Genomic DNA, 11,955 nt, shown 5'->3' with positions numbered 1-11,955 from the left:
AGAGCGTAAGTGGTCAGGCTCCTTTGAACACCGGCATCTTGCCTCCTGCTGCGCCACTAGGAAGCCGCCGACGCAGCCCATCGGCTAGCCATTCCAAGGCGTTGAGCGAGGCTTACCGCATTCTCGCCTTCGCAGCTGCTTAGCCGCACGGCGTGTGCGAAGTCGGTGTCGGAAGGTCGACTTCCGACCCGGAGCCGACGTTCCCTGCGCGAGAGCAGGCGGACTCGCCACAGGTAGCGCCCGTAGCGTGGGAGGGAATTCCTTGTAGCCGCCTAAAGTCAACGGGTCAGTCGTCAGCGCATCTCACCCGCCTCCCTAAGTCATGCACAGGCAAGCACTAGGAGGCTCCATTAGACGAGCGAGCCGCGCTCGTTTGCGCTGATGCAACCTCAGGCAGCAATCGAAAAGCTAAGTTGGCGACATCGGTGATGGCTAGGCAAGGACGTCCGGGTTGGGGTACATCGACAGGGTTGCCTGATCTGGTGGGCAATGGGTGTGATCTGGCTTGGAACCGAAAGGACCCGCAATGGCAAAGAACACGATTTTCCTCTGGTACGACAAGGACGCGGAGGCTGCCGCCCGCTTCTACGCCGAGACCTTCCCCGACAGCGCAGTCGGCGCCATCCAGCGTGCACCCAACGACTACCCATCCGGCAAAGCGGGTGATGTGCTGACGGTCGAATTCACGGTTGCCGGCGTCGCTTGTCTCGGCCTCAACGGCGGTCCCGCGTTCAAACATAGCGAAGCCTTCTCGTTCCAGATCGCCACCGACGATCAGGATGAGACCGACCGCTACTGGAATGCCATCGTCGGCAATGGTGGGCAGGAGAACGCGTGCGGCTGGTGCAAAGACAAATGGGGTATATCTTGGCAAATCACGCCGCGCGTGCTCACCGAGGCGTTGGCGGCTGGCGGTGACGAAGCAAAGCGCGCATTTGATGCGATGATGACTATGAAGAAGATCGACGTCGCCGCGATCAAGGCGGCGCGGCGCGGCTGACGTTTGCGCCTGCGGGCGTTGCGACTGGCGGCATGCTCGTCGTTTCGCGCAGCCGGCTCCGATGGGCGCTGGTCAGCTCCCATCGGATCGGTTTGAAGATCGCGCGTCCGGCGTTCAGCGCAGAATCTCGTGCAGCACCTCGCCGTCGACCTTATGCGGCGTGACGCCCAGTATCTTCATGATGGTCGGCGCCACGTCGGTGTTGTGCATGCGACGAACCGTAGTATCCTTGCGGATCTGCGGGCCGGCGGCGATGAAGGTCGCGCTCATCACCGGCAGCTCGGGATCGTGGCCATGAGCACCGTAGAAGTTCGGCATCGACAGCATGGTCGTCGCCGCATTGAACGACGGATCGCCGAGGCGGGCGACGCCGGGGTTCTGGATGCCGTCGAAGTTGTAGCCCGGGGCCATCAGCGCGAACACATCGCCGAAATCCTGGCCGATGGTCTTGCTGGTGCACTCCCCGGTCCCAGCTTCGCACTGCAGCGGCCGGGTCTCGACCACGGTGAATATCCGCCCGTCCCTGAGCGAAAAGTTGAACTTCGGGTTGGAATCGACCGCGTTCTTCACCGCGTCGGTGATCTGCGTGACCAGCGCCCTGTAGGTTGCCGGATCGACAGTGCCGCCCAACTCGCGGTTCTGCAGGTTGACGTAGATGTTGGCCGCCGGGCCCGAGGTGCGGATCGCCACCTTGGTGGTGTCGATGCCGGCATTGCGCAGGATGTTGGTCAGGCTGACCGAGGTGTGGAACGGCGCGAAGCCGTGGTCCGACACCACGATGACGTTGCTGTCACGGCCTGCCGCATCGGCGATCTGCTTCACCGCCTTGTCGGCGGTCTGATAAGCGAAGCGGATGTAGGAGGCGTACCGCGCGACCTTGGCAGGATCCTGGTTGGCGCCGATCGAGTTCGGGTCGGTCGGGTTGGTGCCCTGGCGGCGGTCGGTGAGCAGGAACTGATGCTCGGAGCCGTCGGGCTGCTCGATGTAGATCATCACGAGGTCAGCGTCGGGATGCTTCCGGATCGCGCGCTCGCCGATGTCAGCCTGATAGCGCACGAAGGTCTTCACCATGTCCTCGAACATCGCCTCTATCTCGACGTCGGGGAAATTGGTGAAGCCGGGGCTCAGTCGCTCCGGAATGCGAAAATCGGCCTGCGGACGCCAGAACCCGATGTTGTTGTTGATGTCGTCGACGTCGGCCAGCACCGCGGCGTTGCGCGGGATGAAGTTGGCGCCGTAGCGCGCGAAACGCACGACCGAAAGATCGGGCGACAGCGCCGAGACGAAGTAGGCGGCGCCGACCTTGGCCCCGCTGCCTTCGAAGAAGAACGGCGCATTCTCGCCGCCGAACTTGGCATAGGCCGGTCCGGTTGACGGCGCGTGGAACGGTCCTGCCGTGATCCCGCGCGTCGTGTCGAAGAACACCAGGGTGTCGTAGTTCACCTTGCGGTCATTGGTGGTGTCGAGCGCGGCCACCCGGATCGCGTATTTGACGTCGAGCGTCGCCGCATTGGTGCAGGTCGCTGATGGCGCCGAGGAGCACGAGAATGTCTCGATCGGCACTGAGGTCACCAGCACCGGGCTGAACGAGAAGCGGCCGGCCGCCTGGAGCGCCGCGACGATCGCCGGATCGGATGTGAAGTCCGCCCGGGACAGCGAGAAGCCCTGGGCCCCGATGCCGCCGAACGCCCCGAACGGCACGGTGTAGTCGGTGACGCGGGTCGGCTGCGCCGGCTGCACCACCGTGTTGTTGACGGAAATGTCGGCGCCGTCGCCGCCCGGCCATGTCGCGGTGACCACCTTCTTGCCCTGCTGGCGCAGCTGCACCCACAGCGGCACCGCTGTCGGACGCGGCGAAGGCCCGAGCGGGCTCTCGCGATAGCCGCCGATCGGTGCCGCAAATCCACTCAGGCTCGATGAGATCGGCCCGACGATCGCCTGGAAGGTGTTCGATGGGATGTCGTTGTGGACCGCCGTCGAGCCGGTGGCAATTTCGATATGCGACACCGCGGTGAGCGAGGGCGAGGCCGTCACGTTCTGTTCCGCCACTGCGCCGCGGCGGCTCAGCCGCGCCAGGCCGCCGTCATGCGGCAGCACGCCCTCGTCGATGAACTGCCGGATCAAGTCAGGCTTGGCGCCGTCGAGCGAGATCATCACCACTCGCGGCGACTTGCGGCCATGATGGTCGTCATCTTGATGATGGTCGTGATCGCGGTTGTCGCCGTAGCCATGATCGCGGCCGTCGTCGTCGTGATCCGCACGTGCCGGTACCGCAACGCCGGCCAGCGATGCAGCGAGCGACATCGCCGATATCAAGCAAAGAAAATCCTTCAAGTTCATGTGGACGCCCCATTTTCGCTGCGCAATCTGCGCGAGTTTGGTCGAGAACGAGGCGGCGATTATCTGATCAGGCTGACGACGCGCATGTGACGCTTCGGCGACACGTGTAGTGTCGCAGTGATGCCGCTGCGAGGTTCTCGGCTTGCAAGCGACCTGGGCCAACGAAGCCGTCGCGTCCGCTTTCAGATGCACGGCGGAACAAGGTTGATGTCGGACACAACGCCGGCTTCTGAATCCGAGCGAATATCAGTCACTGCTTGCTCCTGCTTACGTCCTATCCGACAGACTCCTGTTCAGCCATGCTGCTGACGCAATCTCTGGCTTAGTCGGTGTGAACTAAAAACACTGCGCGAGGGCCGCCCTGGTTCCCGCAACGGTTCCGTCGCCAGTTTGCGGCGTCGGGAACCGAACAATCTAAAAAAATCAGTCAAGGAGTTATGATGGTGTTTCGTTCGAGCGCCGCAATTTGCGGCGCCGTAGTTGTGCTTGTCATTTCTGTTAGCATTGCTCGAAGTGAAATCCGTTCGGTTCATTCAAGCGCCATCGTCAATGCCGCTTCTGGGGATGCGGTCGCTGGCGCAGCATCCATGTACAATCCGTTCCGGCCCGGATGGCGGGAGGGCGGCCCGAACACGGCCTCCGGCGAGCGCTATGATCCCTCCGTCTGGGCGGCTGCCATCAAGACAAGTTTGCGTCAGAAATTCGGTGGGGTCCGATATGGCGCGAGGCCGAAGTATGCCCTCGTTGAGGCTGTAGGCAAGAAGGTCATCGTCAAGATAAATGACGTGGGGCCACTAACGCCTGGCCGCATCATTGACCTGAATGAGCGGACGATGCGCCATTTCGATCCAAGCCTGGAGCTCGGAGTAATTAAGGACGTAAGAGTTACGCCGCTTGCAGGGGACTATTGGACCCCCGGACCGGTCAGCGATGGCGTCCTGGCCGCTGATTCCTGAGGCGATGCCACCTCTGGCGGCAAGGCGCCAGCCTGCGGAATTTGCGCGGTCATCAGTTCTGAAATGTAGAGGAGAGCCTGGCCGAATGTCCCCTCCCATAACAGGCCCGGCGCAGCCCTGAAGGGAGCTGGACCGATAACTGGCCGGCGGCTACATGGAGAACCGTGGTTGAGCCTCACGACTGCGCCGGACCCGCAGTCCATGATGTGACGATGTTTGGCTCACTAAGTCGTCCCGGCGAACCGCGCACCCCAACCCTCCCTGAGGGAATGGACCAGGCAGACGTGCCGCTTACGCTCTTCCCCGAGATTGCAGCAATGGAATAGCGCATCATATCAGCTCCACTCCAGCGCTGCACTGCAAGAGCAATTGTTCTCGCGCCAGAACAGGGGGCCTTACATTCCGCGGCTGGCAAATACCTTCTGGCAGCTCTTGCTTAGTCTGGCCCTGTTCTGCTGCAAGCATTGTTGAACTGCCGAATCATCGGCCAATTGCTGTCGGCAAAAGCGCTGCGCATCTCGTCTGCAGGCCCTCTGCTCTTGTGGGGAGCCCATGTGACCCTGTGCAAACGACAACGAGGTCTCAGTCAGCAAAATGAGGAAAGCGAGGACTATAGAGCGCATGACAATCTCCTCTGTGAGAGGGAGAAACTTAGCTCCTCATCTGTGGTTCCTCGATGGACATCCCGATATTTAGCGCACCGCACCTTCGGTGCGCTGCTGGCCGCTTATCGACTTGCTTCGCTCGAGAACGCCCCTGGTCACTTCACCTGGCGCTTTTCCAGTTTTCGGGCGAGGGTCCGGCGGTGCATGCCGAGCCGCCTTGCGGCTTCGGAGATGTTGAAATCGGTTTCGATCAGGGTCTGGTGGATGCGTTCCCATTCCAGGGTCTTGATCGAGGTGGGACGCGCGGCCACTTCGATGTCGGCGTTGCCATCGGCCTTGCTGAACGCAGCTTCGATGTCGTCGGTGTTCGACGGCTTGGCAAGATAATGGCAGGCGCCAAGCTTGATGGCTTCCACCGCGGTCGCGATGCTGGCGAATCCGGTCAGCACGACGATCAGCATCCCGGGATCGTGCGCATGCAGCGCTTCGACGCAGGCCAGACCCGACGCGCCGCCCAGCTTGAGATCCACCACGGCATAGCCGGGCGTCTTCTCTTCAAGCACTTTCCGGACCTCGTCGAGCGAGGCCGCCACGACGACCTGATAGTCGCGCCGCTCGAACGAACGTTTGAGCGTGCGGGCAAAGCCCGCATCGTCCTCCACGATCAAGAGCAGCCGTTCATCGCTCAAGGTCGCCTCCGATCGCAAGCGTTGCCAGGGGCAGTTCGAGGCTGATGGTCGCGCCTCCCTCCGCGTTGTTTCGCGCCGTCACGACCCCGCCGAGCTTGCGCACGACGTTGACGACCAGGAACAGGCCGAGGCCGCTTCCCGGGCGTCCCTTGCTCGACTGGTAAGGCTTGCCCAACTGCGCCAGCATTTCCTGCGCAAAGCCCGGCCCGCGATCGGTGACCGACAGCATGAGCTTGTCACCGGCGCGCTCGGCCGCGAGCTCGATCCAGTCGCGCGATACCTCGGCGGAATTATCGAGCACGTTGAAGATTGCCTGCTTGAGTGCGACCTCGGAGACAATCGGAAGGTCGGCGCCGAACTCGTTCCGGAAGTACAGCGTGGCCGACGGGCGCGTGGTGCGCCACTCCTCGACCAGCGCCGCGAGAAAAGCCGTCACCGTCGTCGGGGACGATCCTTCGCCACGCGTCTCGCCGGCCGAGACGAGAATGCCCGTCACGATCGACTTGCACCGCTGCAGCGACGTCTCCATCTCGGCGAGATCGTCTGCGAGCTCGGGATCCGATGTGAGCGCCGGCATGCGCCGCCAATCGCTCAAGATCACCGACAGCGACGCCAGGGGCGTGCCGAGCTCATGCGCCGCCCCGGAGGCAAGCAGGCCCATCCGGACGATGTGATCCTGCTCGGCGGCATGCTGGCGCAGCGCGGCCAAATTCGCATCGCGTTCCCTTAAGTTGCGATTGATCCGTGTCACGAACACCACAAGCAGGATGGCGTTCAGTGCGAAGCCGATGAACATGCCCGCGACATGGAGGCTGAACAGATCGCTGAAGCCGTGATGTGGCGGCCCGAGCGGACGATAGTCGACGGTGAGCCAGGCGAAGTTCACGCAGGCAAGCGCGACCAGCGACCAGGTCGAGCGTGCATCGAGCAGGACCGCGCCGAGCGTCACCTGCAGCAGGTAAAGCGATGTGAACGGATTGGTGGCTCCGCCGCTCAAATAGAGCTGGCCGGTCAATGCGGCGACGTCGAGCATCAGCGCGAGCAGGAGCTCGCGGTTGTTGATCTCGGCCCGGTACCGCACCCACACCAGGCTCAGGAGGTTGAGCGCCACGAGGGCTGCGATCACGCCGGCCATCGGCAGGATCGGCAGCGGAATGCCGAGCCACCGGTCCACGAATGCGATCGTTACGATCTGGCCGATCACCGCTGTCCAGCGAAGCTGGATCAGCAGCGCCATGTTCTTGCGGTTGGTGGTGTCGTCCGTCGATTCTGGCGCATCCAGCGCGACCGGGGCCGTGCCGCCGCCGGCTTTGGCCGGCAGCGTCATGGCCTCGCCCGTCGTTTTCCCGTGGTCATGCTGATCCGATATGCGCTCGAGCATCTGGGCCCGTCTTGCGAGACAAACTGCGTGCGGCGGCCACCAGGCTCCGCACGGCGTCACGCCGCGCATTGAAGTTGCGGACGTGGATCCTGCCGCGCAGGGCGCGCAGGAGTGCAGCCGCCAGCATAAAGGCCATGGCGAACCATGTCAGCGCGTAAATCAGATGGTTGTTCGGGAACCTGACAACGGTCAGCCCGCCGATCGGGTAGCCGCCGGGGTTGGGCGAGGCATCGGCGTCGATGAAGAATGGCGCGACCTGCGACAGTCCGCGCACCGTGGCGATCGCAGCGACGTCGCGCGAGTACCAGCGGTTTGCCGCCGGATCGTTCGTGTGCAGGAAGGCGCCCTTTGGCTCGGTGATCCGCAGCAGGCCGATGACGGTCACCACTCCGGGCGGATTTCCCTCGCGCCGTGTCGAAGGATCCCGCCGATCCGGGGGAATAAAGCCGCGATTGACCAGGACCGTGGCTCCGTTCGTTGTCTGGAGTGGCGTCAGCACCCAGAAGCCGCGACCGTAGTCAGTCACGGCGGCTATCAGCGTCTCGCGCCCATGCAGGAAATGGCCGGTGACGGTCACCCGCCGATATTCGTCGCTTGATGCGGTGATCGTATGCCACGATGCGGGCAGCGGCTGAGGCGCTGCATGCTGGCGCTGCTCGACCCGATCGATCAGCGCCAGCTTCCAGGTCCTGCGCTCGAGCTGCCACACGCCGAGCGCGGTCAGCGCGGCGACGCCCAGCGCCGCGAGGGCGACCAGCAGCAGCGAGAGGGCAGGGCAGCGCGCCGTCACGGCATGCTGCTCATGTCGTGCCCCGGCATCATGTTGACGTTGAGGTGATGCATGACCCACAGCGATCCGGTCAGCCCGATCACCACCATGATGATGGTGAAGATCAGCGCCATCATGGTCCAGCCGCCTTCAGAGCGGGTGTTCATATGCAGGAAATACACCATGTGGACCACGATCTGGACCGCCGCTAGCAGCGTGATGGCAAGCCCGGTGAGCTGCTTGTCGAGCACCCCGGCCATCACCAGCCAGAACGGGATCGCGGTGAGGATGACAGAGAGGCCGAAGCCGATCAGGTAGCTTTCCCGTGAGCCGTGGGCATGGTGCTCGGCGTGGTCACCGGGTGCGGGTTGCAGGGCGTGAGTTTCGGCTTTCATCGGAGCATTCCCATCAGGTACACGAAGGTGAAGACGCCGATCCAGACCACGTCGAGGAAGTGCCAGAACATGCTAAGGCACATCAACCGCCTGCGGTTGGCCTCGATCAGGCCAAAGCGGGCAATCTGGACCATCAACGTCACCAACCATACCAGGCCGAAGGTGACGTGCAGGCCGTGGGTGCCGACCAGCGTGAAGAAGGACGACAGGAAGGCGCTGCGCTGTGGCGTAGCGCCTTCGTGAATCATGTGGGCGAACTCGAACAGTTCAATGCTGATGAACGCCAGGCCGAACAGCCCGGTCACCACGAGCCAGGCCTGCATCGCGCCGACGCGCGACTTCTCCATCGCCAGCATCGCGAAACCATAGGTGATCGACGACAGCAGCAGCATCGAGGTGTTGACCGCCACCAGCGGCAGATCGAACAGGTCCTTTGGCGCCGGACCCGCCGCGTAGTTGCCGCCGAGCACGCCAAAAGTGGCGAACAGCATCGCGAAGATGAGACAGTCGCTCATCAGGTAGATCCAGAAGCCGAGCATGGTGCTCGCGCCTTCGGGATGCTCGTGCTCGTCAACGAGATAGAAGACCGGTTCGGAGTTCTGTGGGGGGACGACAGCGAGTGTCATGACTTGGCTCCAGCGGCAACCAGGTGCGTGCGCGCGTCTTCCACCCGGACGACCTCATCGGCCGGGATGTGATAGTCGCGGTGATAGTTGAAGGTGTGGCCGATCGCGACCGCGAGCAGAGCGATGAAGCTCACTGCGGCCAGCCACCAGATGTACCAGATCAGGCCGAACGCCATTGCCGTGCTCAGTGCGGCGAGGATGACCCCCGTTCCGGTGTTGCTCGGCATGTGGATCGGCTTGAACCCGGCAAGTGGACGCTGATAGCCGCGGCGCTTCATGTCCCACCAGGCGTCATTGTCGTGGACGACGGGGGTGAAGGCGAAGTTGTAGGCCGGCGGCGGCGACGAGGTCGCCCATTCCAGCGTCCGTGCATTCCAGGGATCTCCGGTTACATCCTTGAGCGCCTCGCGCTTGAGGATGCTCACCGCGATCTGCACCAGGAAGGCGATGATGCCGAGGAAGATCAGGAAGGCGCCGATGCCGGCAATGACGAACCAGATCTGCAGGCTTGGGTCATCGAACACCCGCAGGCGGCGGGTGACGCCCATCAGGCCGAGCACGTAGAGCGGCATGAAGGCAAAATAGAAGCCGACCACCCAGAACCAGAACGACAGCTTGCCCCAGAACGGGTCGAGCCTGAAGCCGAAGGCTTTCGGAAACCAGTAGGCGATGCCGGCAAACGCGCCGAACACCACGCCGCCGATGATCACGTTGTGGAAATGCGCGACCAGGAACAGGCTGTTGTGCAGGACGAAGTCGGCCGGCGGCACCGCCAGCAGCACGCCCGTCATGCCGCCGATCACGAAGGTCAGCATGAACGCGACTGTCCACATCATCGGCAGTTCGTAACGGATGCGGCCGCGATACATCGTGAACAGCCAGTTGAACATCTTCGCCCCCGTCGGGATCGAGATGATCATGGTGGTGATGCCGAAGAAGGAATTCACGCTGGCTCCAGAGCCCATCGTGAAGAAGTGATGCAGCCAGACGAGGTACGACAGGATGGTGATGACGACGGTCGCGTAGACCATCGAGGTGTAACCGAACAGGCGTTTGCCCGAGAAGGTCGAGGTCACCTCGGAGAAGATGCCGAACGCCGGCAGCACCAGGATGTAGACCTCGGGGTGGCCCCAGATCCAGATCAGGTTCACGTACATCATCGGGCTGCCGCCGAAGTCGTTCGTGAAGAAGTTGGTGCCGACGTAGCGATCAAGCGCCAGCAGCGCCAGCACCGCCGTCAGGACCGGGAAGGAGGCGACGATGAGGACGTTGGTGCACAGCGAGGTCCAGGTGAAGACCGGCATCCTCATCATCGTCATGCCCGGCGCGCGCAGCTTGACGATGGTGCAGATCAGGTTGATGCCTGACAGCGTCGTGCCGACGCCGGCCACCTGCAGCCCCCAGATGTAGTAATCGACGCCGACGTCGGGACTGTAGCCGATATTCGACAGCGGTGGATAAGCGAGCCAGCCCGTGCGGGCGAATTCGCCGACAAACAGCGACAGCATCACCAGCACCGCGCCGCCGACGGTCATCCAGAAGCTGAAATTGTTGAGGAAGGGGAACGACACGTCGCGCGCGCCGATCTGCAGCGGCACCACATAGTTCATCAGCCCGGTGACCAGCGGCATGGCGACGAAGAAGATCATGATCACGCCATGCGCGGTGAAGACCTGATCGTAGTGGTGGGCGTTGAGGTAGCCTTCGGAGCCGCCAAAGGCGATCGCCTGCTGCAGGCGCATCATCATGGCGTCGGCAAAGCCGCGCAGCAGCATCACGATGCCAAGCACCATGTACATGATGCCGATGCGCTTGTGGTCCACGGTGGTGAACCACTCGCGCCACAGATAGAACCACAGCCGGAAGTAGGTGATGGCGCTGAGCAGGGCGATGCCGCCGAGCGCGACGACGATGAAGGTGCCGACGACGATCGGCTCATGCAGCGGCAGCGATTCCAGTGTCAGGCGGCCGAAAATCGCTTTGGCAAGGGAGGAAGTATCGAACATGCGGCGCTCTTTAAGAGTCTGATTTCGGACGCGGTCCGAGGAGAAGGGATGTCGAGGAGGGATTGGCGGGCGAGAACAGCGGACGCTTGAGGCCGGCTCCGCGCAGCGGCGTCGTGTCGAACGGGGCGGCGCTCTCCGGCGATGATTGCCCCTTCAATTCGTCGACCGAGCAGATGCCCGCCACGTAGGTCGGTTCGGGCCCGAACACCGCGCCGCGTCGGGCATATTTGTCGTAAGTCAGCGGCAGCGTGTTGTTCAGTCCTTCGCGACCGAGCCCGCCCTTGGCGTCGATCGCCATCATCTCGCTCGCGCACATCTTGCCGGGCTCGACGCACATGTTGACGATCGCCTTGAACAGGTCGCGATCGACGGAGCCGTAGCGGCGAACCGGGTCGTTGGCGCTCGGACGTTCGAGCACGAGGTAGTCGTTGCGGCCCAGCATGTCGCTGCTCGCCTTCACGCCGGCGATCCATTTGTCGAAGTCGGCGGCCGTCAGGCTGCGGAACGCAAAGTGCATGCCGGAGAAGCCGGCACCGCTGTAGTTGGCGGAGAAGCCCCTGTACGCGCCGGGCTGGTTGGTCACGGCATGCAGCTTCGTCTCCATGCCCGGCATGGCATAGACCTGGCCGGCCAGCGCCGGAATGTAGAAGGAGTTCATCACGGAGGAAGCCGTGATGCGGAAACGAATCGGGCGATCGACGGGAGCTGCGAGCTCGTTGACCGTCGCGACGCCGTAGTCCGGATAGATGAACAGCCATTTCCAGTCGAGCGCGACCACCTCGACATTGAGCGGTTTGTCCTGCGTCTCGATCGGACGGTCGGCGGCAATGCGGCCGAGCGCGCGATAGGGATCGAGCAGGTGGGTGGCCATCCAGGTCAGCGCACCCAGGCAGACGATGATCAGGAGCGGCGCCGACCAGATGACGAGCTCCAGCTGGGTGGAATGGTCCCACTCGGGCTCATAGCGAGCTGATGTGTTCGACTGCCGGTAGCGCCAGGCGAACAGCGCGGTGAGCGCCATCACCGGCAGGACGATCAACAGCATCAGGATGGTGGAGATGACGACCAGGTCGCGCTGCTGCACGGCCACGTCGCCGGCGGGGGCCAGCACGACAAAATCGCAACCTGAAAGAGCGGCTGCGAGCGGCAGTAACGCCAGAATCCTCAAGACACGCACGGGGGAACCTT

The 11,955-nt window shown here is 63.1% G+C and carries 11 protein-coding genes; 2 read left to right on the top strand and 9 right to left on the bottom strand.

The genetic code is table 11. The features are described 5' to 3' along the window. Window positions 1–526 precede the first annotated feature (526 nt). Window positions 527–1,000, top strand: a complete 474-nt coding sequence (locus tag J6497_RS17270) for a VOC family protein (RefSeq protein ID WP_225705470.1) — start codon at window positions 527–529, stop codon at window positions 998–1,000. A gap of 114 nt (window positions 1,001–1,114) precedes the next feature. Here J6497_RS17270 and J6497_RS17265 read toward each other — a convergent pair whose 3' ends face one another. Further along, entirely contained in the window at window positions 1,115–3,340 is a 2,226-nt protein-coding gene (locus J6497_RS17265; RefSeq protein ID WP_312010305.1) for an alkaline phosphatase family protein, read from the bottom strand. A gap of 437 nt (window positions 3,341–3,777) precedes the next feature. Between J6497_RS17265 and J6497_RS17260 the strand changes: the two genes are divergently transcribed. Next, window positions 3,778–4,296, top strand: a complete 519-nt coding sequence (locus tag J6497_RS17260) for a septal ring lytic transglycosylase RlpA family protein (RefSeq protein WP_312010304.1) — start codon at window positions 3,778–3,780, stop codon at window positions 4,294–4,296. Window positions 4,297–4,691: 395 nt separating this feature from the next. On the opposite strand, the gene J6497_RS17255 is transcribed toward J6497_RS17260, so the two are convergent. The 8 genes from J6497_RS17255 to cyoA form a co-directional block, all read right to left on the bottom strand. Continuing rightward, window positions 4,692–4,919, bottom strand: coding sequence for a cysteine rich repeat-containing protein (locus J6497_RS17255; protein WP_225705467.1), 228 nt, complete (start codon window positions 4,917–4,919; stop codon window positions 4,692–4,694). Between the two features lie 137 nt (window positions 4,920–5,056). Next, entirely contained in the window at window positions 5,057–5,590 is a 534-nt protein-coding gene (locus tag J6497_RS17250) for a response regulator transcription factor (protein ID WP_225705466.1), read from the bottom strand. After that, window positions 5,580–6,971 carry an ATP-binding protein gene (locus tag J6497_RS17245; RefSeq protein WP_225705465.1) on the bottom strand — a complete coding sequence of 464 codons (1,392 nt, stop codon included), beginning with the start codon at window positions 6,969–6,971 and terminating at the stop codon, window positions 5,580–5,582. The genes J6497_RS17250 and J6497_RS17245 overlap by 11 nt, the downstream gene beginning before the upstream one ends. Next, entirely contained in the window at window positions 6,943–7,761 is an 819-nt protein-coding gene (locus J6497_RS17240) for an SURF1 family protein (protein ID WP_225705464.1), read from the bottom strand. The genes J6497_RS17245 and J6497_RS17240 overlap by 29 nt, the downstream gene beginning before the upstream one ends. Next, window positions 7,758–8,135: a cytochrome o ubiquinol oxidase subunit IV gene (gene cyoD / locus J6497_RS17235; protein ID WP_225705463.1), complete on the bottom strand. Its 378-nt coding sequence runs from the start codon at window positions 8,133–8,135 to the stop codon at window positions 7,758–7,760. The genes J6497_RS17240 and cyoD overlap by 4 nt, the downstream gene beginning before the upstream one ends. After that, window positions 8,132–8,761 (bottom strand): cytochrome o ubiquinol oxidase subunit III, encoded by a 630-nt coding sequence (gene cyoC, locus J6497_RS17230; RefSeq protein ID WP_225705462.1) that lies wholly within the window; start codon window positions 8,759–8,761, stop codon window positions 8,132–8,134. Before cyoC ends, cyoD begins: the two co-directional genes overlap by 4 nt. Then, the gene (cyoB, locus tag J6497_RS17225; RefSeq protein WP_225705461.1) at window positions 8,758–10,767 is read right to left on the bottom strand and encodes a cytochrome o ubiquinol oxidase subunit I; all 2,010 of its coding nucleotides are present in this window, start codon (window positions 10,765–10,767) and stop codon (window positions 8,758–8,760) included. Before cyoB ends, cyoC begins: the two co-directional genes overlap by 4 nt. 10 nt (window positions 10,768–10,777) lie before the next feature. Next, window positions 10,778–11,944: a ubiquinol oxidase subunit II gene (gene cyoA, locus J6497_RS17220; RefSeq protein WP_225705460.1), complete on the bottom strand. Its 1,167-nt coding sequence runs from the start codon at window positions 11,942–11,944 to the stop codon at window positions 10,778–10,780. Between the last annotated feature and the right edge of the window lie 11 nt (window positions 11,945–11,955).

This window comes from Bradyrhizobium cenepequi, assembly GCF_020329485.1.
In the GTDB taxonomy this organism is placed as follows: domain Bacteria; phylum Pseudomonadota; class Alphaproteobacteria; order Rhizobiales; family Xanthobacteraceae; genus Bradyrhizobium; species Bradyrhizobium cenepequi.
The sequence above is the reverse complement of the archived record's forward strand: the minus strand, read 5'-3'. Positions and strand labels throughout refer to the sequence as shown.